Origin of the sequence: Prauserella salsuginis (assembly GCF_024648885.1) — a bacterium.
GTDB lineage: Bacteria > Actinomycetota > Actinomycetes > Mycobacteriales > Pseudonocardiaceae > Prauserella > Prauserella salsuginis.
This window is the reverse complement of the sequence record NZ_JANBBF010000012.1, coordinates 354,177-380,452: the sequence shown is the minus strand read 5'-3', so window position 1 is coordinate 380,452 and position 26,276 is coordinate 354,177. Positions and strand designations below refer to the sequence as shown.

The window sequence follows — 26,276 nt, the reverse complement described above, 5'->3', positions numbered from 1 at the left end:
ACACACTCCCGACTCAGTAGGTTTCGGCGACCAGACCGTGGATGGCGCGTGCCACCTCGGCACGACCGGCGGGCTCGTAACGCGCGACGAATTCGTTGTCGACCTCACCGGCATGCACCAGATACCTGCCCTCGTCGGTGTCGACCCAGCCGACGGACCGCGGCGCGGACCCCTCGCCGCTCAACGCCGACACGACTATCTGCCCACCGCCCCGTCGTTCACCCGAGAACGCGCGGCGCAACCGTTCCTCTCCCGACTCGCCGGCTCCGCGCCGCCTCCGGCGTGTCGAGGTCTTCCCCACCACGCGGATGTTGCCGAACGCGTTGGTCTCCTCCTCGTCGTGAGCCCGCTCGGCGGCCTTCCGGGCGTCGAACGCAGAGCGGTACTCGGGCAGGCTCTGCCGGACCGTCGCCTCGGGACCGGCTGCCGCGGGCACGGCGGGCAACGCGCCCGCGAGGACGTCGACGAGATCGTCGTCGGAGAACAGCCAGAACACCAGATCGTCCTCACCGTGATGCTGCGCGATGCCGAGCGCGTCGGCGCCGTCGGTGAGGACCAGCATCGCGATCTCGTGACCCTGATCGTCGAGCCCACTGATGGCCACCGCCACCCGATGGCGGCCGAACAGCTCGAACGCCCTCCGCAGATTCGGATGGGGATCCTTACCGACGAGGAGTCCACGCTCCGCGAGCGTTCCGCTGACGATCCCGGCGAGCTTGCGCAACCGGCCGAGGTCGGTGGTGGTGTTGCGCACACGTAGCGGAAAACGCCGAATATCGACACCGAAGGCCTGAGCGACGACGCTCGCCTCGACGCTGCCCAGCACGAACTCGAAACTACCGAACACCTTGCTGAAGGCCACCTTTCCGGAAGAGCGCCGGGTGATCGCTTCGGCGCCGAAGGCTAGCAGCAGCCCGGAAAGGCGCCTATGAGGCCGTGTCGAATTCACACCGTGCGCGCTCATTTGAGCGCACACCGGCCGGAGTGTGCGGGGGGTCTGGACCACGGCGACGACGTGCCGATAGGTTGCCCATGGCATCGTTGCCTCCTCATTGGACTGCTCCGACCCCGCGCGGGCTTTCGCCCGCTCTCCCCTCGCACGCCGGCTGCCGTGTCAGAGCGCGCGGAACGGCCACGTCCATCGCGACCGCGCAGGGTGGCATGCCGGCAACAGCCCAGCGTATCGAAGGAGAAGGGTGTGGAACCGAATCCGAATCTGAGGCCAGGCGAGGACCTCCAGCACTACGTCGAACGACAGGCCGTCGAGATGCAGCAGCGGGCCACCGAGCTGCAGGACGCGTTCGCAGCAGCGGCGGCGACCGTGAGTTCGCGGGACGGGGCGGTCACCGTCTCGCTGGCCCCGAACGGTGCCCTGCGCAACATCCAGCTCGGCAAGCGCGCCTGCGAGCTCGGCGAGGCGCGGCTGACGGCGACCATCATGGACACCGTCCGCCAGGCACAGCGGCAGACAGCGCAGGCGGTCGCAGGCTCGGTGGAGTCCATCATGGGAGGTGGCGAGGTACTCGAGATGATGCAGGGATTCCTGCCGACCGACCCCGCTGCCGACGGTGGAATGGACCAGACCACGTTCGCCCGCGAGCCCGAGTCGGACGCGGACCCGCAACCGTCGAAGCCCACGACACCCCCGTCGCCGCCCCCGCCACCACCGCCGTCGTCGCGGCCCGCACCGCGGCGTCGACCCGCACAGGACGAGGCGGATGACGATGAGGTGAATCCCTGGTGAGCGGTGGGTACGAAGTAGACGATCCCGAGGCGTTCGACGTTTTCGGCAGACACCTGGACGAACTCGCCGACAACCTCCGCGGCACCGCGGAGATGATCGGCGGATGTGTCGCCGATCCCGGCCTGTTCGGCGCGGTCGGCCAGATCTTCGGCCTGGGCGCCACCATCCACTGCGGCAAGGCGCGGGACCAGTTCACCAGCTACGCGGGCTCGATCGGCACGTTCCGCGAGAAACTGGACAAGGCCAAACAGACCTACCGCCAGCAGGAGGAAGACGTGGCCGGTTCGATCGCGGAGCACAAGGCATGAGCGAGGACTACCGGCCGGGAGACTTCTGGCACGACCCGCAGGAAACGCTGACCAGGAAGGACATGCTCAGCGGCGCGGGCATCATGGATTCGGCCAACACCCTGAGCGTCGGCGTCGACGAACGCAACGACGTGGCGATCGGCCTCGGCGCCGCGGGGTTGGCGCTCGACACGCTCGGGTTGGCGATCGACCCGGTCGGCAGCCTCGTCTCGGCGGCCATCGGCTGGCTCATCGAGCACGTCACACCCTTCCGCGTACCCCTCGACATGCTGATGGGCGACCCCATCGGCATCGGTGCCGCCCAGGAGGCCATCGATGCCGAGCGCAAGAAGCTCTCCGAATGGGCCGAGGACCACCGGAAAGCCCTGGAAGAACTGCGGAAGTCGTGGCGGGGTGCAGCCGCCGATGCCTTCGCCAAGGACATGGAAGGCCTGAAAGCCCACCTCGACTCACTCGGCAAGTACGTCGATTCGGCCTCGCAGCAGATGGGCATCGCCGGCGGTCTGGTGGGCGCGTTCCGGGGCGTCATCCGGGACATCATCGCGGGTGTCCTCGGCGGAATCATCGCCGGTGCCTTCGCCGCCGCCGCGGCCATGCCCTTCACGTTCGGCGCCTCGATTCCCATCTTCCTCGGCACGGTCGCCGCAACCGTCGGCATCACGATGACGAAGATCGGCGTGCAGATCACCAAGCTCACCCAGAAACTCACCAAGAGCAGGGCGAACGTCGACGAGACCGGCAAGATCGGCGACGACGCCGCGAAGGCGTTCGCCGATGCGGCCGGCGGCGGGTCGAAGCCCACGCCGGGAGGCGGCAGCGGCAGCGGCAGCGGCAGCGGCAGCGGCAGCGGCAGCGGCAGCGGCAGCGGCAGCGGCAGCGGCAGCGGCAGCGGCAGCGGCAGCGGCAGGACGGATGGTGACACGGGCACACCGAGCGGGAACAACCCCGGCGACAACACCGCCACGCCGAACGACGGCACCGGTAGCACCGGTGGTCCCGGCGGCACCGGTGGTCCCGGCGGCACGACACCCCCGAAGCCGGATCTGACCATCGACACCAACGTGCCCAAGCCGGACACGGCGAGCACCCCGTCGAGCGGAGGCACGGAGTACTTCACGCCCGACACGTCTCCCCGTCCCGGATCCGGATCACCGGCGGGCGGGAACTCCCCGGGCTCCAACGGCAGCGACGCAAGCGGCACCGGGTCCATCTCGTCCAGACTGGACGGTGGTGGCCAGTCCAACGGCAGTGCCGGCGCCTCGAACGGCAGCAGTGGCAACAACGGCAGCGGGAGCAGCTCCGGCAGCAGTGGCAACGCCAGCGGTGGCAGCAACGGCAGCGGTGGCAACGGCAATGGCGGTGGAAGCAGCAACACCGGCAGCAACGGCAACGGTGGCAGCAACAACGGCAGCGGAAGCAGCTCCGGCAGCACTGGCAACGCCAGCGGTGGCAGCAACGGCAACGGTGGCAACGGCAACGGCAGTGCCGGAACGCCCGACAGCGGCGGCAAGGCCGATGGCGAGACCTCCCTCAAACCCGGGCACGAACCACCCGCCGACAAGATGGTGCGTTATGCCAAGGAGAACCTTGAGCAGACGATCGTCGACAAGCTGCCCCACGCCAGGCCTGCCGAGCATCGGATCATCCTCGACAAGTTCGATCAGTATGCGGGGATGGGGAAGCCGGATCTGACGAAGGTGCTCGGCGACCAGGGCGCAGCGCGGTTCGAATCCATCGTCAAGACCCTGACCGACCCGGGATACGGCGTCCGCGGATTCCTGTCCAAGAGCTCGGTCGAGTTCATCAAGTCGATGGGCGGCGTCAATCAGGAACTGAACATGAACGACGAGCAGTGACCGAGGCACCGGCGGTCGAGCACGTCGGACGGGTGTGTGTGCTCGACCGCCGGCGTTCAGGCGCACCTCGCGCTGGAACGCCGGCGGTCCCGTGGAAACGTCCGCGCCTTCACGCCCACTACCGGTAGAGGTCCGGCCTGCGGTCTGCGATCACGTCGTTGTACTCCGATATCGACTTGTCTCGTGCGCGCGACAGGACCACGTCGGCGACGACCAGACGCGCCTCACCGGTGACAGCCGGCCCGCCCGCCACGACCCAGCCCGATTCGTCGATCACGACGGTGCCGCGGGTCCATTCCTGTCCGCGTTCAACTCCCCCGCGATCGCACACCGCCACGAACACCCGGTTCGTGCGGGCCGCAGCCATGGCCTGCACCACCTCCGGTGGCCGCTCCCCGTCGGGCCGCGGCACCACCGGCCAGTTCACCGGGGCCACGAGCAGGTCGGCACCGCGCAACGCGAGCGACCGCGGCATCTCGGGGAACTCGAGGTCATAACAGATCAGCACTCCGATCCGGCCCGCCGAGATGTCGACGATGGGTGCCGGCTCCTCGCCCGGCCGGAACACGAGTCGCTCGCGGTCCCACAGGTGCGTCTTGCGGTACACCGCCCGCACCCGGCCGTCGTCGAGCACCGCGGCGCTGTTGTAGAGACCGCCGTCGCCGCCGAGCTCGCAGAACCCGACGACGACGGTCGTCTCCCCCGCCGCGTCCGCCCACGCAGCCAACGTCGCATCGTCCGCGGGCATCGCCGCAGCCTGCGCCTCCGCCTCGTCGGCGAACACGTAGCCGGACGTGGCGAGTTCCGGGAGCACCGCGAGGTCCGCGCCGCATGCGCGGGCCCTCGCGATCCACTCGACCACCCGCGCACGGTTGCCGTCGGGGTCACCGACGACCGGCGCGAACTCGGCGCACGCGAGCCTGGTCACTCGCCCGGGTCGTCCCGCAACAGCTGGGCGAGGACGTCGAACTCGTTGAACAACGACCACTCCTCGACGATCTCCCCCTGCGCGAAGTAGAGCTGCGAGATACCCCAGAGGTGCACTCGCCTGCCCGTCGGGGTTCCGTAGAGCCCGTAACCGCGGTGCGTACCGGCCCCGCTCCAGCGCACCGACGCGCTGTAACCGTCGACGTCGTTGCCCATCCAGTACACCTCGTCGACCCGCACGCCCATGTCGGGGAAGGTCGCGAGCAGGTTCCGCGCCATGCCACGGACGTCCGAGCGCCCGTACCCGGTGCGGTTCGTCGCACCGTGCCACCGCACGGTCCGCGCATAGATGCGGTCGACAGCACTGAGGTCACGCCGGTTGTACACGTCGTGGAAGAGCCTGCGGACCTCGTGCTCGACGTCGAAACCCGGACTCGACGGCTCGGGGTACGGCATCGGCTTACGCCCGCCCTCGATACGGTCGACCTCGGCGAACCCGCGCTCGGCCAGCCCCGGGAAGTCCTTGGAGTTGCCGTACTCCCGCGCCGCGGCCAGCACGTCGATGCCGAGCTGCTGCAACTTCGCCGCGGTGTTGTAGAGGACCCATTCCTCGTAGATCTCGTTGTTGCGCACGACGCAGTTGGCGATGACCCACGTCTCCAGCTTGCGGCCGGTCGGCTCACCCCACCGCCACGGGCCGGTGTGGTGTCCGATGTTGATAGCCCGGTGCGAGGTGACGAAGCCTTCCGTATCGGTACCCGCCCAGATCACGTCATCGGCGTAGTGCCGGCAGTCCGGGAACGCGTTGATGCTCTGCATCGTGCCGGACACGAGTTGTTCGACACCGAAGTGGACACCGCTGTCGTCGTAGAGCCGGCAGCCGGGCGCGTAGGTGTCGTAGATGTAGCCCACGTCCTGGTCTTCCCAGATGCGGTGGGTGATGCGGACGATGTAGTCGACGATGTCGGTGTAGACGTCCTCGAAGCCCTGCAGTGACTGGCGACGTTCGCCGTGCACCACGTTGGGCGCGTCGACTCCGTAACCCGGGTCCACGGCGATGCTGTGGTCACCCGGCATGGTTCGGCGCCCCGGTGCCATGGTCCCGGGCGGGGTCGAGGGAACACCGGATCGCCCTCGCCGGTCGCCATCGGACGGGGCGCCGGCACTCGGCGACGCGGGAGCCGTCGGCGTCCTTCCCGCTGCCACTGGGGCCTTGCTTTCCGATGTGGACTGATCGGCCGTCGTCTCTCCAACGGCGTCGTGGTTCTCGGCTGCCTTGCTCATGAGTCCTCCTGCCCGTGGCGGTAACGCTCCAGCCGCACGGTCGCGGTTTTCCGGTGTGCTGCCATGCCTTCGTACTCGGAGATCGCGTCGACGGCTTCGGCCAGCAACGGTGTCGCATCCCGGCTCACCCGCTGGTACGTCAGCGGCTTCAGGAACCGCGACACCGACAGGCCGGCGCTGTGCTTCGCCCCGCCCGCGGTCGGCAGCACGTGGTTCGTCCCCGCCATTCCCTTGTCCGAATACGCCACGGTGCTCCACGGGCCGAGGAACACCGATCCGTAGTTGCGCAGCGCACCGTGGTAGTACGCGTCGTCGGCGGTGTGGATCTCCAGATGTTCGGGGGCCAGGTCGTCCATCAGTGCGACCGCCGTGGCGGCGTCCTTGGCCCAGGTGACCGAGCCGTGGTCACGCCAGGCGGGCCCCGCGATCTCACGGGTCGCCAACGTCGCGAGCTGGCGGTCGACCTCGGCGATCACCTGCTCCCCGAGCCGCTGCGACGTCGTGACGAGAGCCGCCGGTGAGTTCACCCCGTGCTCGGCCTGCCCGAGCAGGTCGGCCGCGACCAGCTCGGGATCCGCCGTCTCGTCGGCGATGACCGCCACTTCGGAGGGACCTGCGAGCAGGTCGATCGCGACCGTACCGAACAGCTGGCGTTTCGCCTCGGCGACGAAGGCGTTGCCTGCGCCCACGATCATGTCCACCTCGGGCTCGCCGAGCAGCCCGAACGCCATCGCGGCCAGGGCCTGCACCCCGCCGAGCGCGTACGCACGGTCCACACCGGACAGATAGGCCGAGTACAGGACGGCGGGGTGGGCCCGGCCGTCCGGCCCCGGCGGACTGCACGCGAGCACCGTGGGCACTCCCGCGGCCTTCGCGACGCCCGCGGTCATGAATGCACTGGCGAGCAGGGGAAACCGGCCGGCCGGAAGGTACGCACCGACACGTTCGACGGGCACGTAGCGGTGACCCGTGACCAGTCCGGGCGCGAGCTCGGTCTCGAAGTCGACGAGGTGGGCACGCTGGGCCAGTGCGAACGCTCGGGTGCGCTCGGCTCCCAGTTCGAGGCCGGCCCGCACCTCCTTCGGCAACTCGTCACCGGAGCGTTCCAGATCCCCCGCACCGAGTTCGATGTCACCGCCGTCCCAGCCGTCGAGTTCGCGCGCGTACCGCAGCACCGCGTCCATCCCGTCGCGCTCGATGTCGGACAACATCGCCGACACCCGTTCGGCGACGGCCGGATCCCGTTGGGCCGCCGGCCGGTCGACCGGTTCCTTCAGTACGCGGTACGCACCGTCCAGTTCGGCCAGTCGTGAAGAACTGAATTTCATGCGATCGACGCTAGAGAGACCACAAGCAAAGGACAACCCCATGCAATCCTGACCTTGCGATAGGGTTTCCCTGTGACTCTGAAACAGCTCCGCGCGTTCCTGGAGGCGGTGCGCACCGGGTCGTTCACCGCGGCGGCCGCGCGGATGGACATCACACAGGCCTCCGTGTCGGAATTGATCCGGAAGCTGGAGGACGAGCACGGCACCCCCGTGTTCTCTCGCGGCGGCAGGCGTCTCGTGCTCACAGCTGCCGGCTCGGCGCTGCTGCCGTTCGCCGAACGCGCCGTCGCGGCTGCCGACGGCGCCGAACAGGCGCTGCGGTCCGTCCGATCGCTCCGGGGCGGTGTCGCCACCTTCGGCCTGCTGCGCAACGCCGCGTACTACCTGCTGTCCGACCTGGCCGAACAGTTCCACGACAACTACCCCGAGGTGCGGATCCGGCTGATCGGATTGAACTCGGTCGAGGTGGCGTCCGCCGTGGCCGCGGGCACCGTCGAGGCGGGCCTCGTCGTGCTGCCCATCGACGACGACGGCCTCGACGTCACACCACTGCTGCGCGACGAGGTCCGGTACGCCAGCGCCGATCCGGCACGCGTGGCCGAACCGGTCACGACCGCGGGACTCGGCCGGTCCCGACTGATCCTCTACGACGCGCATTACGGCTGGGCCGATCCGACGCGCAGGCAGCTCGCCGAACGCGCGCAGGTCGCCGGTGTCAAGCTCGAACCGTGGATCGAGGTCGAACACGTCGAGTCCGCCCTCGCGCTCGTCGCTCGCGGTATCGGGGACACGATCGTGTCGCGTGCGGTGGCGGAAAGCTCCGTGTGCCCGCCGTCGGTGCACACGGTCGGATTCGCCGAACCGCTCCACGACACGATCGCGCTCGTCCGCAGGGAAGGCGAGGTGCTCTCCCCCGCGAGCCGCGAACTCGCCCGGCTCGCCCAGCGCATGCTGCTCAGCAGATCATGACGGTTCGTCGCCGCGCGCCCGCGCGATCTGCGCCATGATCGAGAGCTCGTCGTAGACCCGCCATTCCCGCACGATCCTGCCGTCCCGGAACAGGAACTGCGAGGACCCGAGCAGGCGCACCGGTGTCCCGGTCGTCGGACCGTAGGCCGGCGCCCCGCAGTAAGTCCCGTCCAGCCACCACACGACGCCGACGCGGACACCGCCGTGCGGCCCGGACTCGTGCGCGACCACGTCCCTGATCTCGAAGCGCCCGTCCGGGACGGGCGCCAGCAGTTCGAGCAGTCCCCGCTGGTAACCGTCGGGACGGGTCAGCGTGCGGTCCTGGGAGATGTCGGAGGTGACGTCCCGTGCGACGAAGTCGGTCACCTCATCGAACATCCGCTGGTTCCACACCCGCTCGATCAGTCCGAGGGCGTGCTCGCACTCCGCCCGGTGCAGATCCGGCCGCGGGCCCGTCTCGCCCGCCGTCAGCACGTCCGGCAACGGGTCGCGGTCCGGCCAGCCAGGGAACGCCAGTTCCCGCGCGACGGCGTCCGGGTCGAGACCGAGCTGCGCCACGACCGCGTACTCGTCGCGGATCACCCACTCGTACTCCATCACGCCACGGCGGTAGAGGCACGTGGCGATGGTGCGCGACGAGAACGAGCGGTGCGTCGGCGGTCCGTAGGCCGAGATCCCGGTGTGCGTACCCGTGCTGTAGATCCGGTGCGAGCTCAGGAAAGCGTCGTCGCCCCGCCGCTCCCACACCACGTCCTCGGCCTGCCCCACCCGATCCGGGTAGGCCGCGATCTTCGTCAACGTCGACCGCACGACCGGTTCGACACCGCGGCTCGTGCCGTAGGCCCCGTGGACCACCGCGTCGGCCGCGTAGTTGTCGCGGATCAGGCCGACCCCGCGGCGTACCCAGATGCGGTCGGTCCACTCGATGATGAACTCCTCGGGGTCGCGGTACGGCTCGTAGGCGACCGGGACCGGCCAACGCTCCACCGTCACGGTTTCGGTCATGATTCGCCTCCTGCTCGGCCACGGTCCAGCAGTGCCTGCACCTCGTCCGCCGCGCGGGCGAGCCGACTGGGCACATCGGCGCCGTGCGCCATCTCGTTGATCGCCACCTCGAGCACGTCCTGTACCTGAGGCCAGTCGATGGTCATCGGCACCGTCCTGGCACTGCGCAACGCGCGTTCCTGCAGTCGGGGCAGTCCGTGGTTGGCCTCGTTCACTGCGTCGTCGCGCATGTTCTCGTTGTGCACGACGACGCTGGTCGCCGTGTCCGGATCGGACTTGTCCAGCGCGACGTCCCTTTCGGTGTCGGGATGAGTGAGCCACTTCAGGTACTCCCACGCCGCGCCCTGGTTCTCCGACGTGTTGAGCACGCCCATCAGCCACGTGTAGCCGTACGTGACGGCCTGTTTGCCGCCCCACCCCGGCAGCGGCGCCACTCCGATGTCGTCGGCGACCTCCGGTTGCACCTTGCCGGGATCGGTGAAGTCGTCGATCTGCCAGCCCCACGTGAACACCGAATTGCTGCTGTTCTGCTCGAAGGACTGCGTCGCGTCGGTCTCCGTCCAGTTGACCGACGCCGGCGGGCTGTGACCGTCACGCAGCAGGTCGATGTACCGCTCCGTCGCCTCGACCGCCGCGGGCGTCGTGAACGCCGGATCCCCGTCCTCGTCGAGCACCTCACCGCCGTTGCTCCAGAGCATCGCCAGCCACGTGTAGAGGTTCTGGCCGCCGTTACGGCCGTACTGCCCGGCCAGGGCCGAGCGGCCGCCCGACCCGTCGAGCTCGTCCAGCTGCTTCCCGAACTCCGACCACGTCTCGGCGGGCTCCATACCGCGCCGTTCGAACTCGCTCTCGCGGTAGAAGTAGTTGTACGAGAATCCGCGGAACGGCAGCCCGTACACGGTGTGGTCGTCGCCGGCACGGGCGGCGTCCTGGAAGGGAGGCGGAAACTCCTCGATGGACCGATCCGAGTGCTTCAGCATCGTGTTCAACGGCTGCAGGCCGATCTTCGCCGAAGCGCCGTAGGCGTCCGGCCACACGACGAGATCGTAGGTGCCACCGCCGATGGCGGTCTCGGCGACGATCTGCTGCAGGTACGACTCGTACGGGATGTTGGCCCACTCGACCGTGATCCCGGTCTTCTTCGTGAACTCCTCGCCGGTGCGTTGCTGCAGCGCCGCGAACTGCGCCGTCGTCTTGCAGCAGCTCAGCAGCCGGATGTGTGTACCGTCGTAGGGTTTGCCCTCGAGCAGTCCTTTCTCCCCGACCGGAGCGTCGGCGACCAGCTCGGACAGGTTCCGATCGCCGGGACCGGCCGTACAGCCGGTCGCCAGCAGCACGGCCGACACCCCGAGCGCCAGCGCCGCCCTGACGGTCCGTCGCATGCGCCTCATTTCACGGCTCCCATCGTCATCCCCTCGGCGAAGTGCTTCCGCACGAGGAAGGCCATCACCAGCATCGGCGCCATCACCAGCAAGCCGGCCGCGGCCATCTGTCCCCACGCGACGCCCTCCGGCAACACCAGCGTCATGAGTGCCACCGGAAGCGTCGTGGCGTCCGAACGCGACAGGAAGGTCGGGAACAGGAACTCGTTCCATGCCAGGAGGAACGAGAAGACCGCCGAGACGAAGATGCCCGGCGCCGCCAGCGGAGTGATCACCCGCCACAGCAGCGCGACCTGGCCGCAGCCGTCGATGCGGGCCGCCTCCTCGATCTCCGTCGGCAGGCCGTCGACGAATCCTTTCAGCAGCCACGTGATGTACGGGACCACGATCGACAGATTCACGACGACCAGCGCCAGATGCGTGTCGATGAGGCCGAGACTGCGGAACAGCGTGAGGAACGGCAACGCGATCGCCACTCCGGGGATGAACTGCGTCGCCACGATCGCCAGCAACATCGAACGGTGCCCCGGGAACCGATAGCGGGAGAACCCGTAGGCCGCGAGCAACGCCAACGGCACGGCGACCACGGTCGTGGCGACACCGATCAGGACACTGTTGACCAGGGCGCCGCTCAGGTCACTCGCTCCACCGAGTACGGCGGAGAAGTTCTCGAGACTCGGTGTGAACACCAGCGACGTCGAGAAGGCGTCACGTGCGGGCTTGAACGCCGTCAGTGCCATCCACACGATCGGGAACAGCACGAAGAAGAGAATCGCCAGGGTCGCCACCACTCGCGCCGTCGACCCCACCGCCGACCAGCCGCTGCGCCTGCGCTTCCGCCGCGGTGGTGGGGGCTCGGCCGGGACGGAGGCCGCCGGTTCCGGTTTCACTGCCATGTCGGTCATTTCGCCTCCTGCCTGGCCATCGCGATCAGATACAGGGCGGCCAGCACTCCGAGCACGAGGACGATGACCCAGGAGACGGCCGAGGCGTATCCGATGTCGAGGAAGGTGAATCCCTGGTTGTAGGCGAAGAAGTTCATGCTCTCCGTCGCGCGTCCCGGACCGCCGCCGGTGGTCGTGACGACCTGATCGAAGATCTTCACCGAGAACACGGCCTTGAGGAAGACGACGACGAGCAGCAGCGGACGCAGCAGCGGGAACGTCACCCGCCAGAACTCCTGCCACGGCGACGCACCGTCGAGCTTGGCAGCTTCCCGCACCTCCGGCGAGATCGATCCGAGTCCGCCGAGGAGCATCAAGGCGATCAGCGGAGCCCATCCCCAGACCTCCGTCAGCGCCAGCGCCATCAGCGCCCAGAAAGGGTCACCGAGCCAATTGATGTCGCCGAAGAACGGGAACACCGTGTCGAGCATCTTGTCGTAGACACCGGTGTCCGGGTTGAGCATGAACCGCCACGAGAAGCCCTTCAGGGCGGGTGCCACGGCGAACGGCAGGATCAGCAGCGCCTTGGTGAAGGCGCTCAGTCTCGTGCGATTGTTCAGGATCAGCGCGATGCCGAGGCCGAGGCCGACCGACAGCACGACCGAGATCACCGTGAACTCGAGCGTCACCCAGGCACTGTTGTAGAACGTGCCGTCGGTGAAGGCGCGCTGATACTGGTCCAGCCCGACGAATTCGCCTGGCTCCCTGGTCTCGTTGAGACGCCAGTGCCGGAAGCTCGTGATGAGCGCGGAGACGAGCGGGTACACCGTCGTCAGTCCGATAGCAAGCAGTGCGGGCGCCAGATGTACGTACGGTTCGGCACGTCTGCGCCAACCGGAACGTCTGCGCGGTGGGGAGACGGTGGATGCCACCATCGGGGGTCGACCTCCTCTGCCGGAAGAACGGCGCGATCGGGGTGCCGCGCAGTGTATGCGTATTCACAGCTGCGAGACAATGCCCGAACGGAAGGTCTCCCGAGAATCTCGACTGCATCGAGTTAGAAGAGTTGACCAGGAAAGAACCACTGCACATCGATCCGGACACCGCCGGATATCAACTCAACGCAGGCGATTCTTCGTATGTACTGATCACGCGAAGCCTGGAGACGACCGACGTCGAGCCGGGCGATCAGCTCTGCGACGGCTCGCAATGCGTGCGCCGCGCGACGAAGTGCGGCTCGAGCGTGACGCGCCGCTGACCCGCCGCACCGTTGCCGTCCACTCCACTCGGCTCGAGGTTCGCGTCGTCACCGGACACCCGCGCGACGAGGAGCCTCGCCGCGGTACGCGCCATCTCGTCGAGGTCGTGCCGCACCGTACTCAGCTCGAAACTCGCCCACGACGCCATCGGGATGTCGTCGAACCCGACGACCGACAGCTGCTCGGGGATGTCGACGCCGAGCCGGCGGGCCGCATCGATCACACCGATGGCCACGACGTCGTTTCCGCAGAACACGGCCGTCGGCACCGGATCGGTGTCCAGGAGTTCGGCCAGCGCTTGCGCACCGGTCTCGAATTCGAACGGACCGTGCCGGACATGTGCGGGACGCAGGGCGATGCCGGCGTCGGCCAACCCCTGCCGGAACCCGATCTCACGATCCCGTCCGGTGCTCGTGTTGTCAGGCCCGAAGATCGCACCGATGCGGGTGTGGCCCGCCTTCACCAGCTCCTCGGCGACCAGTTCACCACCGCGCCGGTTGTCGACCACGATCGCGTCCGCGGGCACCGTTCCCTCGCGGTTGAGATACACGAACGGCAGCTGCCGCCGGCTCAGCTCGGCAGGCAACCCGGAGTCCAGCGTGGACGTCGCGAGGACGAGTCCGTCGATGGACCGGTCCACGAGCCGCTCCGCGGCCGCCGTGGCTTCGGACCGTTCCGTGAAGAGCATCATGCGGTATCCGAGCCGCTCGAGTTCGTCGTGCAACGGCCCGACCAGGTGCGGGTAGAACGGATTGGTGAGGTCGGTGACCAGCACTCCGATGCGATGACTGATCTGCGTCGACAGTGAACGACCGGCCTCGCTGGGAACGTAGTTGAGCGCTTCCGCCGCCATGCGCACCCTGCGCACGGTGTCCTCGGACACCCGCGGATCCCCGCGCAGCGCCCTCGACACCGTCGGCTGCGACACACCCGCCAGTCGTGCCACGTCGCGGCTGGTGATCCCCACGTCTGCCTCCCCGTTCCGGTCGCGGTCGAGCATACGTCCTCGCACTGCCGACGACCCATCTGACCCAGGTGACGGTTGACAACGACTGCCCCGATCCAACTAGTGTGCATACGTATGAAGCAATCGGATGTGACCGTGCACAGTGACCAGGTGATGGTGAGCGAGGACGAGGCCGCCCGGCGTACCGTCCGCCGCAGCGACTTCGTCTCCTGCAACCAGGCGTTCATCGACTGCCGCACGCCCGGATCGGATCGCAAGGAGAACTACGCGATGATCGGGCCGGGCGTGTCGCAGAATTCCGATCAGGTGGTCAACCTGCGCGAACCGCACGGCTACAACATCGGCGCCGCCGCGATGCCGAACGGGATCACCAACAACCTGCACCTGCACTTCACGGCGGAGGTCTTCTACTGCTTCCGCGGGGAGTTCCTCCTGCGATGGGGCGCCGACGGCAAGGACGGCGAACTCGTACTGCGAGAAGGCGACATCGCCTCGATGCCGACGTGGATCTTCCGCGGGTTCACCAACATCGGCCCCGACGACGGCTGGCTGTTCACCACGCTCGGCCACGACGACACCGGCGGCATCATCTGGGGCCCCTCGGTGCTGCAGCAGGCGGCCGACCACGGGCTCTACCTCACGACCGAGAGCGCCCTCATCGACACCGAGGCCGGTGACGAGCCGCCGGACGACGACGAACTCGTCCGGCCGATGTCGCCCGAGCAGATCGCGAACCTGCGCAGCTACTCCGTGGAGGAGATGCGCAGGCGCATCGCCTCGCCCGACGACCTCGAGTTCTCCTCCTCGGCGTTCCTCGACAGCCTGCTTCCCGGCGGCGGCGCGGAACTGGCACTGGTCATCGGGTACGGTATGACCGAGGACCGGGACCAGGAGCCGCCGATCCACAACCCGCACGGGCACAACGTCGCGTGGCTGCGGGCCGAGCCGGGCAGTGGGATGCGCGGGCACCGCCACCACGAGACGCAGGTCCTGCTCGCCAAGGACGGCGAGTGGGAGATCGCGCTCAACTCCGAGGACTCCGACAACCAGGTCACGGTGCGACTGGGCCCGTGGGACATGCTCTCCGTGCCGCGGGGCGCATGGCGGTCCATCCGCAACGTCGGCGACGAGACCGCGTCGCTGCTCGTCATCAACGGTGGTGACGGCCGGGTCCGGCTGCAGTGGGACGACGAGGTCACCAAGGCGGCCGCGGACACCGGAATCGCCATCGACCACAACGGCTACGTCGCGCCCTACGCGCTGGTGCCGAGGAAGATCGGGGAATGACGGCCGCCGCGCCCGTCGTCACGGTGTCGGGGATGCTCTGTGACACCGCGCTGTGGGACGACGTCCGTGCCGCCTTCGGCCCGCGGGTGTCGGACGTCGTCCCGACGGCGCCGAGCATCGGCGGCATGGCCGAGGAGGTACTCGCCGCGTCGGACGAACCGTTCGTCCTCGTCGGACTGAGCCTCGGCGCGATCGTCGGCTTCGAGGTGCTGCGGCGCGCACCCGAGCGCGTCACGGCGTTCGCAGCGATGTCCACGAATGCCGGCGCCCCGACGAAGGCCCAACGGGCCGGATGGGCGACGTTCGACGCGCAGACCCGCCGCGGCGGCTTTTCCGACGTCGTCCGTGATTCGATCCTGCCGACGATGTTCGCGGCACCCGAACCGCCCGCACAGCACGCCGGCCGGTTCACGGAGATGGCCGAAAGGGTGGGACCGGAGGCGTTCCGCAGGCAGCTTGCCGCGCAGGCGACCCGCACCGACGCCACGGCATCGCTGGCCGAGGTCGACGTTCCGACCCTGGTGCTGTGCGGCACGGCCGACGCGTTGTGCCCGCCGGAGTTCCACCGCCGGATCGCCGGCGCCGTGCCGGGCGCGGAACTGCACACCGTCCAGGGAGCCGGACATCTGCTCCCCGTCGAGCGGCCTGCCGAGGTCGCCGACCACCTGACCGACTGGCTCACCCGCTGCCGCATCCCGAAAGGAAACCCATGCCCGAACTCGTGAAGGCGCCCGCAGGTCAGCGGCCCGGCGCCACGCAGGACGCCGACGTCGCCGAGCGGGTCTCGACGATCATCGCCGACATCCGCGACCGCGGCGACGCCGCCGTCCGCGAGTACTCCGAGCGGTTCGACGGATGGTCGCCGGACTCGTTCCGGCTGACCGCCGAGGAGGTTGAACGGATCGTCGCCGGCGTCCCCGAGCAGGTGATCGAGGACATCCGGTTCGTCCAGGAGCAGGTCCGCGGATTCGCCAGGCACCAGCGCGAGTCGATGCGCGACATCGAGGTCGAAACGCTGCCCGGAGTGCATCTCGGACAGCGGCACGTGCCCGTGGCGGCCGCCGGGTCGTACGTGCCGGGCGGCCGGTATCCCCTGACCGCGTCGGCCCACATGACGATCGTGACCGCGAAGGTCGCCGGTGTGCCCAGGGTCGCGGCGTGCACTCCGCCCATCCGCGGCGAGGTTCCCGCGGCGACCGTCGCGGCGATGCACATGGCCGGCGCCGACGAGATCTATCTGCTCGGCGGCGTGCAGGCGATGGCCGCACTCGCCGTCGGCACCGAGACGCTGCCGCGGGTCGATCTGATCGCGGGGCCGGGCAACGCCTACGTGGCGGAGGCCAAACGGCAGCTGTTCGGTGAGGTCGGTATCGACCTGTTCGCGGGTCCCACCGAGATCCTCATCGTGGCCGACGAGACCGCGGATCCGTTCGTCGTCGCGGTGGATCTGTTGTCGCAGGCCGAACACGGGCCGGACTCGCCCGCCGTGCTCGTCACGACGTCGGCCGACCTCGGCCACGCGGTGCTCGAACACGTCGAGCGGCTGCTACCCGGCATGCCCACGCGCGACTTCGCCGAACCGTCGTGGCGCGATCACGGCGAGATCGTCGTCGTGGATTCGCTGGACGAGGCGTTCGAGGTCGCGGACGGCTACGCCAGCGAACACGTCCAGGTCCTCACCGAGAACCCGCGGCAGGCGTTGGACCGGATGAACCAGTACGGCGCCCTGTTCCTCGGCGAGGGCACGTGCGTGTCCTACGGCGACAAGGTCAGCGGTACGAACCACGTGCTGCCCACCAAGGGTGCGGCCCGCTACACGGGCGGCCTCTGGGTCGGCAAGTATCTGAAGACGGTGACGTATCAGGAGGTCACCGATCCGGCCGCCAGCGCGCGGCTCGGCGAGGTGTGCGGCCGGGCCGCACGCGTCGAGCTGTTCGAAGGACACGCCCGCTCCGGCGACGTGCGTGCCGCGAAGTACGGCGGTGCGTCACTGCCGTGGGCTCCGCAGGCGGAGGTGCGCACATGACGGACGTACTGTCGGGCAGGACGGCGCTGATTACCGGCGGCGGTTCCGGACTGGGCCGGGCGATGTGCACCGCGCTGGCCGACAACGGCTGCCGCGTGATCGCCGCCGGCCGGACGGCGGCGAAGGTCGAGGAGACCGTGGCCGGACTGGCGGTGCCGGGACGCGCCGTCACGGTCGATGTCGCCGACCCGGACTCGGTGACCGCGTTGACGGCCGAGCTCGCCGACGAGGACGTGTCAATCCTCGTCAACAACGCGGGCACGCCCGGCCCCGTGAAACCGCTGACGGACATCGAACCGGCCGAGTGGTCGGAGGTGTTCGCCGGCAACGTGCACGGCACGTACCTGATGTGCCGCGCGCTGCTGCCCGGCATGCTCGCGCGGGGATCCGGTGACATCGTGAACATCGCGTCGGTCAGCGGGAAACGGCCGCTCGTCCGGCGGACTCCGTACTGTGCCTCGAAGATGGCCGTGCTGGGACTCACGACCACGCTCGCCGCGGAGGTCGGCCCGCTGGGGGTGAACGTCAACTCGCTCTCCCCCGGTCCGGTCGCAGGGCCGCGGATGGAACGCAACTTCCGGCTCGAGGCCAAGCGGACCGGCACCAGTTACGAGGAGGCGGAGGCCGCGTTCGTCTCGCGGGCGGCACTCGGCCGCATGGTGACCGAGCAGGAGGTGGCCACGGCGCTCGTGTCGATGCTCTCGATGCCCGGGCTGTGCGCTGCAGACATCGACCTGTCGGCGGGAATGGTGGCGCGATGACCGCGAAATCCGAACTCAAGCGGCGACTGTCGGCCGGTGATCGGCTGCGCGGCGGCCTGGTGCGCATGCCCTCGGACTACCTCGTCGAGCTGTGCGGCATCGGCGGCCTGGATTTCGTGCTCATCGACTGCGAGCACGGCCCCGCCGACCTAGTTCCGCTGCAGCAGCACATCCAGGCGGCCCAGGCACGGGGCATCGGCGTGCTGATCCGTGTCGGCCACGACGAGCCGGCATTCACGCTGCGCGTCCTCGATCTCGGCGCGGAGGGCGTGGTCGTGCCGCACGTCGACACGCCGGAGCAGGCCCGGCGCGCGGTGTCCGCGGCCCGGTATCCCCCGCTGGGCGAGCGCGGGTTCGCGACGTACTCGCGTGCCGGCTCGTTCGGCGCCACGGGGGCCGTGGAGCATCTGGCGAACGCGGCGGAGACCACGCTCGTGATACCGATGCTCGAGACGGAGTCGGCGTGCGCGGCGGCCGGTGACATCGTGGCCGTAGACGGTGTCGACGCGCTGATGATCGGCCCCGCGGATCTCGCGGTGTCGATGGGCAGGCCCGGCGGGACCGCCGACCCCGCGGTGCGGGCCGCCGCGGACGGTGCCGTCGACGCGGCCGCCGAGGCCGGCACGCCGCTGGTCACCATCGTGTCGACCACGGAGGCGGCGGCAGCGGCGCCCGCCGGGGCGGTCGTGTTCAACCTGGCCCATATCCTGCTCGGCACCGTCCGGGGTCTGGCCTCGGCATGATCGCCCGCACGGTGCCCTTCGACGTCCGGCCGACCGGCGGCCGGACGGCAATCTCCGCGGCGTCCGGCCGAAGGTGTCCGGCGCCCACGGTGAAAGGTGGTTTCCATGGCAGAGGTCAGCTACCGGAATGCATCCCGGCTGTACCCCGGTTCGCCCCCGGTGCGCGCGGTCGACCGGCTCGACCTGACCGTCGCCGACGGTGAGTTCCTCGTCCTGGTCGGCCCTTCGGGTTCCGGCAAGTCCACGGCGTTGCGCATGCTGGCCGGTCTCGAGGACGTCGACGAGGGCGCCATCCACATCGACGAAAGGGACATCACCGATACGCCCGCGAAGGACCGCGACATCGCCATGGTGTTCCAGTCCTACGCCTTGTACCCGCACATGACGGTTGCGGAGAACATGAGCTTCGCGCTCAAACTCAAAGGGGAATCGAAGGCGAGCATCGCCGACCGGGTGCGGCAGGCGGCCGAGCTGCTCGACCTCACCGCGTACCTGGACCGCAAGCCGAAGGCCCTTTCGGGCGGACAGCGGCAACGGGTCGCCATGGGCAGGGCGATCGTCCGGGAGCCGTCGGTGTTCCTCATGGACGAACCGCTCTCCAACCTGGACGCGAAGCTGCGGGTCGAGACCCGCGCCAACATCGCCTCACTCCAGGATCGACTCAGCACCACCACGATCTACGTCACCCACGATCAGATCGAGGCGATGACGATGGGGCATCGTGTGGCGGTGCTCAAGGACGGCACGCTGCAGCAGTGCGACACCCCGCGCAACCTGTACGAACGGCCGACCAACGCGTTCGTGGCCGGTTTTATCGGCTCCCCCGCGATGAACCTCAAAACGGTGACCGTGGTCGACGACGGTGCCCGCCTCGACGGTCTCAGCGTGCCGCTGTCGCGAGACACCCTCGCCGCGGCCGGTGGCACGCTGACGCTGGGTGTGCGACCGGAGTCGTTGCGGCTGGCCGGTTCCGGTGAGGACGGCGCGGCGATGACGGTGGAGCTCGTGGAGGAGCTCGGCGCGGACGCCTACGTCCACGGCACCGTCCGGGTGGGCGAGCACTCCGAACGGTTCGTGGTCCGTGCCGACGGGCGCACGCCACCGAAACTCGGGGAGACCGTCACGGTCGCCATCACCAGTCCCGACGAGGTGCACGCCTTCCACTCGGAGACCGGCCTCCGGCTACCCGCGGCCGGCTGACCGGCACGCCGACTAAACCGGCACGCCGTTGGCGCACCCCGCCAGCTTCCCGGCCGATGGCATCAGCGCCTCCTCGTACCGCCGCACCACAGTGGCCTGCCCGCGGACCGGTGCCGCTCACCGACGTACCGGATGAGCGACCACCGGCCCGCGGTGTCCTCTCCGGCACGGCACGCCGTGTCGGCCCGGCACTGGTCCGGCGCGGCAGCACCATGAAAACGATTCAAGTGGGTTATGGTCCGATCATGAAAGGATTCACCGGTACGCACCGCCGCGACGGCGGCACTGCAGACGGGAGTCGGGGTGGCGGACCGACCCGATAGCCGCTCCCGCGGGGTGAGCATCAAGGATGTCGCCCGCGCAGCCGACGTGTCGGTGGCCACGGTTTCCAACGCGCTGAACCACCCGGAACTGCTCTCCGCCGACACGCACGCGCGGGTGATGCGGGCCGTCGAGAAGCTCGGTTACGTACGCAGCGAATCGGCCCGTCAGCTGCGTGCCGGCCACAGCCGCATGCTGGGCCTGCTCGTGCTGGACATGCGCAATCCGTTCTTCGTCGGCATGGCACACGGTGCCGAGCAGGCCGCCCGCGCCGACGGGCTCGGCGTCATGCTCTGCGACAGCTCCCAGGAGCTCACCGCGGAGGAGTTCTACCTCGGCCTGTTCGCCGAGCAACGGGTCCGCGGCGCGCTCGTGACCCCGACCGACAGTTCGACGACGTCGCTGTCCGTACTGCGCAGACACGGAATCCCGTACGTCTTCCTCGACCGCGTCGCCTCCGGCGACGAGGCGTGCTCGGTGTCGGTCGACGACGTCACCGGGGGCAGGCTCGCCGTCGGCCACCTGCTCGAACAGGGCCACCGCGACATCGCCTACGTCAGCGGGCCGATGTCGCTGCCGCAGTGCCTCGACCGCCGCACCGGCGCCCTCCAGGCGTGCGACGACGCCGGCGTCGACCACGACGCCGTCACCGTCATCGAGACCGAACGCCTGGACGTCGACGCCGGCCGGGACGCCGGTTCCCGCCTGCTCGGACTGAACCCACGCCCCACGGGCGTGTTCTGCGCCAACGACCTCATCGCACTCGGCGTGCTCCAGACTCTCGTCGCGGCGCGGGTCGCCGTACCCGACGACATCGCACTCGTCGGCTACGACGACATCGACTTCGCGGCCGCCGCTGCGGTACCACTCACCTCCGTTCGCCAGCCCGCGGCCCAGATGGGCGCCACGGCCACGGAACTGCTGGTCCGCGAGATCGCGGGCGACGAACAGCACGTCCACGAGAACGTGGAATTCACCCCCGAACTGGTCGTGCGGCGCTCCAGTCTCGCCCGCCGCTGACCGCCCGTCGCTCCCCTCCGAATTCGGGCCTTGTTCACACGGTCGTGGTCCCCTACAGTTTTTGAAACGATTCAACCAACGGCGGCTGAAGCGGGAGGACCAATGACGGTCCGAGTAGGCGCACGACACACGACAGGCTGGCGAGCGACGATCGCCGTGGCCATGTCCAACTACATCGAGGCGGGCTCGATCATCGCGATCGCCACGAGCCTGAGCCTGTGGCAGGAGCACTTCGGGCTCGACGACCTGGCCGTCGGCCTGCTCGCCTCGCTCAGCGCCAACGCCTTCGGCGCCGCGGCGGGCGCGGCCATCGGCGGTCCGCTGTGCGACCGCTACGGCAGGAAGTTCATCTACACCTACGACCTGCTGTTGTTCATGCTCGGGTCGCTGCTGGCCGTCTTCGCCGCGTCGTTCGCGATGCTGCTCATCGCATTCGTGCTGACCGGTATCGCGGTCGGCGCCGGTGTCACGGCCTCGTGGACATACATCGCGGAAGAGGCGCCGGCCGACCGCAGAGCCGCGCACGTCGGCACCGCGCAACTGGCGTGGTCGCTCGGCCCCATGGTCGGCTATCTGCTGGCCGCAGCCCTCGTTCCGCTCGGATTGCTCGGCAGCAGGCTGATCTTCGCGCACCTGTTCGTGGTCGCCGCGGTGACCTGGTGGGTACGACGGGGCCTCGCCGAATCCACGATCTGGACGAACCGCACCACCTCCGGCAAGCAGGTCACGTTCCTGTCCAGCCTGCGCGGACTGCTGACCAAACGCGTCAACCTCACCGCGCTGCTGTTCCTGTTCGGTGTCTACGCATTGTGGAACGCGGTCGCCGGCCAGGCGGGCATCTTCCAGCCGCGGGTGTACGACGCCGCCGGCTTCACGGAGGTCACCCAGCAGTACCTCCTGCAGGTCGTGGTCTGGGGCTGCACGAGCCTGACGACCTACCTCGGATTCATGCTCCTCGCCGACCGGGTGAGCAGGCGCTGGCTGTACTTCTCCGGCGCGCTGCTCGGCATCGTCGCGTGGGCCGCACTGATCTACGCACCGCCGGGAACCGCCACACTGCTGTTCTTCGCGATCGGCTGGGGTATCTCGTCCGGTATCGGCGCGCAGGCGTTCTACGGGTTGTGGACGAGCGAGCTGTTCGCCACGCAGTATCGCGCGAGTGCCCAGGGCGTGCTGTTCCTGTCCGCACGGATCGTCGTCGGCCTGCTGAGTGTGTGGTTCCCGGTGATGCTCACGCAGCTCGGCCTCCAGGGTGTCGGCGTGATCATCCTGGCGCTGCTGGCCGTCGCACTGCTCGTGGGCACGATCGGCGCACCGAACACGCAGGGCCGAACGCTGCAGGACATCGAGAGGGAGCGGTACGGCACGTCGCCGGAGGGCGAGGACGACCTGGCGGTGCGCTCGTGATCAGGGTCTGTTTCCAACTGCAGGTCGCACCCGAGCGGATCGACGAGTACCGCCGCAGGCACGCAGCAGTGTGGCCCGAGATGCTCCGGGAGATCGAAGCGTCCGGCAGGCGCAACTATTCGCTCTTCCTCCGCGAGGACGGCCTGCTCATCGGCTACTACGAGACCGAATCGGTGGAGCGCTCGGACGCCTACCTGGCGCGATCGGAGGTCGCCGCGCGGTGGGAGGCGGAGATGAGCGAGTTCTTCGTCGGCGACGGCCGCCCCGACCGGACCGCGGTCTCGCTCGACGAGGTCTTCCACCTCGAGGACCAGTTGTCCCGTACCGCTCGCCCGCAGGAAGGGAATGGCGTGTAATGCCCCGCTTCGCCGACATCACCGAGACACTCGCCCGGCAGGCCATCGAACTGCCCAGCTGGGCGTTCGGCAACTCCGGTACCAGGTTCAAGGTGTTCAGCACCCCGGGGACCCCTCGCACCCCCGAGGAGAAGATCGCCGACGCCGCCACGGTCCACGAGCTGACCGGCCTCGCCCCGGCCGTCGCGCTGCACATTCCGTGGGACACCGTCGACGACTACGCGGCGCTCGGGCGATATGCCCGCGAGCGCGGGGTCGAGCTCGGCACGATCAACTCGAACACGTTCCAGGACGAGGACTACAAGTTCGGCAGCCTGACCCATTCCGACGCACGGATCCGGCAGCAGGCGATCGACGCGCACTTCCGGTGCCTCGACATCATGCACGCGACCGGGTCGACGGATCTGAAGATCTGGCTGGCCGACGGCACCAACTACCCGGGACAGGATTCCCTGCGCGCCAGGCAGGACCGCCTCGCCGAATCACTGGCCACCATCTACGAACGGCTCGCCGACCACCAACGGCTCGTGCTCGAGTACAAATTCTTCGAACCGGCCTTCTACCACACCGACGTGCCGGACTGGGGAACCTCGCTGGCCCAGGTGAGCGCTCTCGGTGACCGGGCACTGGTGTGTTTGGACACCGGGCATCACGCGCCGGGCACGAACGTCGAGTTCATCGTCATGCAGCTGCTGCGGCTCGGCAGACTGGGTTCGTTCGACTTCAACTCCCGGTTCTACGCCGACGACGACCTGATCGTCGGCGCGGCCGATCCCTTCCAGCTGTTCCGCATCCTGCACGAGGTCGTCGCGGGCGGCGGGCTCGCCGAGGATTCGCCGGTGCGCTTCATGCTCGACCAGTGCCACAACGTCGAGGAGAAGATCCCGGGGCAGATCCGCTCGGTCCTCAACGTGCAGGAGATGACGGCGCGGGCGCTGCTGGTCGACCACGCGGCATTGGCGAAGGCGCAGGCGGAACACGACGTGCTCGCCGCCAACGAGGTGCTCATGGACGCGTTCCAGACCGATGTGCGCGGCGATCTGGCCGCGTGGCGCGAATCCCGCGGCCTGCCCGCCGATCCGATGCGCGCGTACGCCGAGTCGGGACACGGGCGCCGCCTCGCCGAGGAGCGGGTCGGCGGCACCCAGGCGGGCTGGGGCGCATGAGCGACGGTCGCACAACGAAGGAGAACACCGTGACCACAGCAGATTCCGTCGTCGCCGACCTGCTGGCGCGCAGTAACCGCCTCGGGTCCGACCCGAAGAACACCAACTTCGCGGGCGGCAACGCCTCCGCGAAGGGCACGGATGTCGACCCGGTCACCGGCGAGGCCGTGGACCTGTTGTGGGTCAAGGGATCCGGCGGGGATCTCGGCACCCTCACCGAACCGGGCCTGGCAGTGCTGCGGCTGGACCGGCTGCAGGCACTGCGCTCGGTCTACCCCGGGCTCGACCGCGAGGACGAGATGGTCGCGGCCTTCGACTACACGCTGCACGGCAAGGGCGGCGCGGCCCCGTCGATCGACACCGCCATGCACGGTCTCGTCGACGCCTGCCACGTCGACCACCTCCACCCCGACAGCGGTATCGCGATCGCCACGGCCGTCGACGGCCCCGCGCTGACGGAGAAGATCTTCGGCGGTGCGGTCGTCTGGGTGCCGTGGCGCCGCCCCGGCTGGCAGCTCGGGCAGGACATCGCCGACATCAAGCGGGATCACCCCGACGCGGTCGGCGTGGTCCTCGGCGGTCACGGCATCACGGCGTGGGGCGACACCAGCGAGGAGTGCGAACGGAACTCGCTGTGGATGATCGACACGGCCGCGGCCTACATCGCCGAGCACGGCAGGCCTGAACCGTTCGGTGCGGTGCTCGACGGCCGCGAACCGCTGCCCGAGGCGCAGCGCCGTGCGAAGGCGGCCGCGCTCGCGCCGATCATTCGCGGCCTGGCGAGCACGGACCGGCGGCAGGTCGGCCATTTCACCGACAGCCCCGAGGTGCTCGATTTCCTGTCGCGGGCCGAGCATCCGCGGCTCGCCGAGCTCGGCACCAGCTGTCCGGACCACTTCCTTCGCACCAAGGTCAAGCCGCTCGTGCTCGACTTGCCCGCGACCGCCACGGTCGAGGAGTCGGCGCAGCGACTGCGCGAGCTGCACGCCCGGTATCGCGAGGACTACGCCGGCTACTACCACCGGCACGCCACCGCGGACTCGCCGCCGATGCGCGGGGCCGACCCGGCGATCGTGCTCGTACCCGGGGTCGGCATGTTCAGCTACGGCGGCGACAAGCAGACCGCCCGAGTGGCGGGCGAGTTCTACGTCAACGCAATCAACGTGATGCGTGGCGCCGAGGCCGTCTCCAGCTACCGGCCCATCGACGAGTCCGAGAAGTTCCGCATCGAGTACTGGGAGCTCGAAGAGGCGAAGCTGCGCAGGCGTCCCGCTCCGAAGCCGCTGGCGACGCGCGTCGCACTCGTGACCGGCGCGGCGTCGGGCATCGGCAAGGCCACGGCGCAGCGGCTCGCCGCGGAAGGTGCCACCGTGGTGGTCGCCGACCTCGACGCCGACAAGGCCGCAGCGGCCGCCGCCGAACTCGGGTCTCTGGACGTGGCGATCGGGGTGCGCGCCGACGTCAGCGACGAGGCGGGCGTGGCCGAGGCCGTACGGGAGGCCGTGCTGGCGTTCGGCGGGCTGGACCTGGTGGTCAACAACGCCGGGATGTCCTTGTCGAAGCCGCTGCTGGACACCACCGCGGAGGACTGGGATCGGCAGCACGATGTGATGGCGAAGGGCTCGTTCCTGGTCAGCCGCGCCGCCGCGGAGGTCTTCCTCGCGCAGGGACTCGGCGGCGACCTCGTCTACGTCGTGTCGAAGAACAGCGTGGTCGCGGGGCCGAACAACATCGCCTACTCGGCGACGAAGGCCGACCAGGCGCATCAGGTGCGGCTGCTGGCCGCCGAACTGGGCGAGCACGGCATCCGGGTCAACGGCGTCAACCCCGACGGGGTGGTGCGCGGCTCGGGCATCTTCGCGGGCGGCTGGGGTGCCGAGCGAGCGAAGGTCTACGGCGTCGCGGAGTCCGAGCTAGGCGCGTTCTACGCACAGCGAACGCTGCTCAAGCGGGAGGTGCTGCCCGAGCACGTGGCCAACGCGGTGTTCGCGCTCACCGGTGGCGACCTGAGCCACACGACGGGGTTGCACGTGCCCGTGGACGCGGGCGTGGCCGCGGCGTTCCTGCGGTGAGGAG

At 69.1% G+C, this 26,276-nt stretch carries 24 protein-coding genes; 15 read left to right on the top strand and 9 right to left on the bottom strand.

What is annotated here, in order from left to right; all coding sequences use genetic code 11:
- Positions 1-13: 13 nt before the first annotated feature.
- Complete coding sequence (locus tag LY40_RS19620) at positions 14-847, bottom strand: ESX secretion-associated protein EspG (RefSeq protein ID WP_258937760.1); 834 nt, start codon at positions 845-847, stop codon at positions 14-16.
- A 351-nt stretch (positions 848-1,198) separates the two neighbouring features.
- Here LY40_RS19620 and LY40_RS19615 point away from each other — a divergent pair, with 351 nt between their 5' ends.
- Genes LY40_RS19615 through LY40_RS19605 form a run of 3 tightly spaced genes read left to right on the top strand, consistent with a single transcriptional unit; the run spans position 1,199 to position 3,908 of the window.
- Positions 1,199-1,744, top strand: a complete 546-nt coding sequence (locus tag LY40_RS19615) for a YbaB/EbfC family nucleoid-associated protein (RefSeq protein WP_258937759.1) — start codon at positions 1,199-1,201, stop codon at positions 1,742-1,744.
- Positions 1,741-2,052 (top strand): hypothetical protein, encoded by a 312-nt coding sequence (locus LY40_RS19610; RefSeq protein WP_258937758.1) that lies wholly within the window; start codon positions 1,741-1,743, stop codon positions 2,050-2,052. Before LY40_RS19615 ends, LY40_RS19610 begins: the two co-directional genes overlap by 4 nt.
- The gene (locus LY40_RS19605; RefSeq protein WP_258937757.1) at positions 2,049-3,908 is read left to right on the top strand and encodes a WXG100 family type VII secretion target; all 1,860 of its coding nucleotides are present in this window, start codon (positions 2,049-2,051) and stop codon (positions 3,906-3,908) included. The genes LY40_RS19610 and LY40_RS19605 overlap by 4 nt, the downstream gene beginning before the upstream one ends.
- A gap of 118 nt (positions 3,909-4,026) precedes the next feature.
- Here LY40_RS19605 and LY40_RS19600 read toward each other — a convergent pair whose 3' ends face one another.
- The 3 genes from LY40_RS19600 to hisD (LY40_RS19590) form a co-directional block, all read right to left on the bottom strand.
- Positions 4,027-4,836 (bottom strand): nitrilase-related carbon-nitrogen hydrolase, encoded by an 810-nt coding sequence (locus LY40_RS19600; protein WP_258937756.1) that lies wholly within the window; start codon positions 4,834-4,836, stop codon positions 4,027-4,029.
- Positions 4,833-5,912, bottom strand: coding sequence for an ester cyclase (locus LY40_RS19595; protein ID WP_221212787.1), 1,080 nt, complete (start codon positions 5,910-5,912; stop codon positions 4,833-4,835). The genes LY40_RS19600 and LY40_RS19595 overlap by 4 nt, the downstream gene beginning before the upstream one ends.
- A 203-nt stretch (positions 5,913-6,115) precedes the next feature.
- Positions 6,116-7,447, bottom strand: coding sequence for a histidinol dehydrogenase (hisD, locus tag LY40_RS19590; RefSeq protein ID WP_258937755.1), 1,332 nt, complete (start codon positions 7,445-7,447; stop codon positions 6,116-6,118).
- 72 nt (positions 7,448-7,519) lie between these two features.
- On the opposite strand from hisD (LY40_RS19590), the gene LY40_RS19585 reads away from it, so the two are divergent.
- A complete protein-coding gene (locus LY40_RS19585; protein WP_183784648.1) occupies positions 7,520-8,416 on the top strand; it encodes a LysR family transcriptional regulator in 897 nt (298 codons plus the stop codon).
- Here the strand turns inward: LY40_RS19585 and LY40_RS19580 are convergent.
- The 5 genes from LY40_RS19580 to LY40_RS19560 form a co-directional block, all read right to left on the bottom strand.
- Positions 8,411-9,421, bottom strand: coding sequence for a nuclear transport factor 2 family protein (locus LY40_RS19580; RefSeq protein ID WP_258937754.1), 1,011 nt, complete (start codon positions 9,419-9,421; stop codon positions 8,411-8,413). The two genes, LY40_RS19585 and LY40_RS19580, sit on opposite strands and share 6 nt — an antisense overlap.
- Positions 9,418-10,803: an ABC transporter substrate-binding protein gene (locus tag LY40_RS19575; protein WP_258937753.1), complete on the bottom strand. Its 1,386-nt coding sequence runs from the start codon at positions 10,801-10,803 to the stop codon at positions 9,418-9,420. Before LY40_RS19575 ends, LY40_RS19580 begins: the two co-directional genes overlap by 4 nt.
- Positions 10,804-10,808: 5 nt before the next feature.
- Positions 10,809-11,708, bottom strand: a complete 900-nt coding sequence (locus tag LY40_RS19570) for a carbohydrate ABC transporter permease (RefSeq protein WP_258937752.1) — start codon at positions 11,706-11,708, stop codon at positions 10,809-10,811.
- Positions 11,705-12,622: a carbohydrate ABC transporter permease gene (locus LY40_RS19565; RefSeq protein WP_183784640.1), complete on the bottom strand. Its 918-nt coding sequence runs from the start codon at positions 12,620-12,622 to the stop codon at positions 11,705-11,707. Before LY40_RS19565 ends, LY40_RS19570 begins: the two co-directional genes overlap by 4 nt.
- Positions 12,623-12,875: 253 nt before the next feature.
- Positions 12,876-13,913 (bottom strand): LacI family DNA-binding transcriptional regulator, encoded by a 1,038-nt coding sequence (locus tag LY40_RS19560; protein ID WP_258937751.1) that lies wholly within the window; start codon positions 13,911-13,913, stop codon positions 12,876-12,878.
- Between the two features lie 114 nt (positions 13,914-14,027).
- On the opposite strand from LY40_RS19560, the gene LY40_RS19555 reads away from it, so the two are divergent.
- The 11 genes from LY40_RS19555 (at position 14,028) to LY40_RS19505 (ending at position 26,272) form a co-directional block, all read left to right on the top strand.
- The gene (locus LY40_RS19555) at positions 14,028-15,200 is read left to right on the top strand and encodes a cupin domain-containing protein (protein WP_258937750.1); all 1,173 of its coding nucleotides are present in this window, start codon (positions 14,028-14,030) and stop codon (positions 15,198-15,200) included.
- On the top strand, positions 15,197-15,925 hold the full coding sequence (locus LY40_RS19550; RefSeq protein ID WP_183784636.1) for an alpha/beta fold hydrolase: 729 nt from the start codon (positions 15,197-15,199) through the stop codon (positions 15,923-15,925). Before LY40_RS19555 ends, LY40_RS19550 begins: the two co-directional genes overlap by 4 nt.
- A complete protein-coding gene (gene hisD, locus LY40_RS19545; RefSeq protein WP_258937749.1) occupies positions 15,910-17,226 on the top strand; it encodes a histidinol dehydrogenase in 1,317 nt (438 codons plus the stop codon). Before LY40_RS19550 ends, hisD (LY40_RS19545) begins: the two co-directional genes overlap by 16 nt.
- Entirely contained in the window at positions 17,223-17,987 is a 765-nt protein-coding gene (locus LY40_RS19540; RefSeq protein WP_258937748.1) for an SDR family NAD(P)-dependent oxidoreductase, read from the top strand. Before hisD (LY40_RS19545) ends, LY40_RS19540 begins: the two co-directional genes overlap by 4 nt.
- On the top strand, positions 17,984-18,730 hold the full coding sequence (locus LY40_RS19535) for an HpcH/HpaI aldolase family protein (RefSeq protein ID WP_258937747.1): 747 nt from the start codon (positions 17,984-17,986) through the stop codon (positions 18,728-18,730). The genes LY40_RS19540 and LY40_RS19535 overlap by 4 nt, the downstream gene beginning before the upstream one ends.
- Positions 18,731-18,835: 105 nt before the next feature.
- Positions 18,836-19,930, top strand: coding sequence for an ABC transporter ATP-binding protein (locus LY40_RS19530; RefSeq protein ID WP_183784628.1), 1,095 nt, complete (start codon positions 18,836-18,838; stop codon positions 19,928-19,930).
- Between the two features lie 336 nt (positions 19,931-20,266).
- On the top strand, positions 20,267-21,271 hold the full coding sequence (locus tag LY40_RS19525; protein WP_258937746.1) for a LacI family DNA-binding transcriptional regulator: 1,005 nt from the start codon (positions 20,267-20,269) through the stop codon (positions 21,269-21,271).
- A gap of 102 nt (positions 21,272-21,373) precedes the next feature.
- The gene (locus tag LY40_RS19520) at positions 21,374-22,678 is read left to right on the top strand and encodes an MFS transporter (protein ID WP_258937745.1); all 1,305 of its coding nucleotides are present in this window, start codon (positions 21,374-21,376) and stop codon (positions 22,676-22,678) included.
- Positions 22,675-23,034 (top strand): L-rhamnose mutarotase, encoded by a 360-nt coding sequence (locus tag LY40_RS19515; RefSeq protein ID WP_183784624.1) that lies wholly within the window; start codon positions 22,675-22,677, stop codon positions 23,032-23,034. Before LY40_RS19520 ends, LY40_RS19515 begins: the two co-directional genes overlap by 4 nt.
- Entirely contained in the window at positions 23,034-24,200 is a 1,167-nt protein-coding gene (rhaI, locus tag LY40_RS19510) for an L-rhamnose isomerase (RefSeq protein WP_258937744.1), read from the top strand. The genes LY40_RS19515 and rhaI overlap by 1 nt, the downstream gene beginning before the upstream one ends.
- Positions 24,197-26,272, top strand: coding sequence for a bifunctional aldolase/short-chain dehydrogenase (locus LY40_RS19505; protein ID WP_258937743.1), 2,076 nt, complete (start codon positions 24,197-24,199; stop codon positions 26,270-26,272). Before rhaI ends, LY40_RS19505 begins: the two co-directional genes overlap by 4 nt.
- The last annotated feature ends 4 nt before the right edge of the window (positions 26,273-26,276 follow it).

What these genes read in the sequence shown, in the direction of transcription:
- LY40_RS19520 (WP_258937745.1), top strand. Translation starts at nt 21,374, where the DNA reads ATGACGGTCCGAGTAGGCGCACGACACACGACAGGCTGGCGAGCGACG.
- LY40_RS19575 (WP_258937753.1), bottom strand. Translation starts at nt 10,803, where the DNA reads ATGCGACGGACCGTCAGGGCGGCGCTGGCGCTCGGGGTGTCGGCCGTG.
- rhaI (WP_258937744.1), top strand. Translation starts at nt 23,034, where the DNA reads ATGCCCCGCTTCGCCGACATCACCGAGACACTCGCCCGGCAGGCCATC.
- LY40_RS19570 (WP_258937752.1), bottom strand. Translation starts at nt 11,708, where the DNA reads ATGACCGACATGGCAGTGAAACCGGAACCGGCGGCCTCCGTCCCGGCC.
- LY40_RS19580 (WP_258937754.1), bottom strand. Translation starts at nt 9,421, where the DNA reads ATGACCGAAACCGTGACGGTGGAGCGTTGGCCGGTCCCGGTCGCCTAC.
- LY40_RS19535 (WP_258937747.1), top strand. Translation starts at nt 17,984, where the DNA reads ATGACCGCGAAATCCGAACTCAAGCGGCGACTGTCGGCCGGTGATCGG.
- hisD (WP_258937755.1), bottom strand. Translation starts at nt 7,447, where the DNA reads ATGAAATTCAGTTCTTCACGACTGGCCGAACTGGACGGTGCGTACCGC.
- LY40_RS19505 (WP_258937743.1), top strand. Translation starts at nt 24,197, where the DNA reads ATGAGCGACGGTCGCACAACGAAGGAGAACACCGTGACCACAGCAGAT.
- hisD (WP_258937749.1), top strand. Translation starts at nt 15,910, where the DNA reads ATGCCCGAACTCGTGAAGGCGCCCGCAGGTCAGCGGCCCGGCGCCACG.
- LY40_RS19595 (WP_221212787.1), bottom strand. Translation starts at nt 5,912, where the DNA reads ATGCCGGGTGACCACAGCATCGCCGTGGACCCGGGTTACGGAGTCGAC.
- LY40_RS19530 (WP_183784628.1), top strand. Translation starts at nt 18,836, where the DNA reads ATGGCAGAGGTCAGCTACCGGAATGCATCCCGGCTGTACCCCGGTTCG.
- LY40_RS19555 (WP_258937750.1), top strand. Translation starts at nt 14,028, where the DNA reads ATGAAGCAATCGGATGTGACCGTGCACAGTGACCAGGTGATGGTGAGC.
- LY40_RS19550 (WP_183784636.1), top strand. Translation starts at nt 15,197, where the DNA reads ATGACGGCCGCCGCGCCCGTCGTCACGGTGTCGGGGATGCTCTGTGAC.
- LY40_RS19565 (WP_183784640.1), bottom strand. Translation starts at nt 12,622, where the DNA reads ATGGTGGCATCCACCGTCTCCCCACCGCGCAGACGTTCCGGTTGGCGC.
- LY40_RS19540 (WP_258937748.1), top strand. Translation starts at nt 17,223, where the DNA reads ATGACGGACGTACTGTCGGGCAGGACGGCGCTGATTACCGGCGGCGGT.
- LY40_RS19605 (WP_258937757.1), top strand. Translation starts at nt 2,049, where the DNA reads ATGAGCGAGGACTACCGGCCGGGAGACTTCTGGCACGACCCGCAGGAA.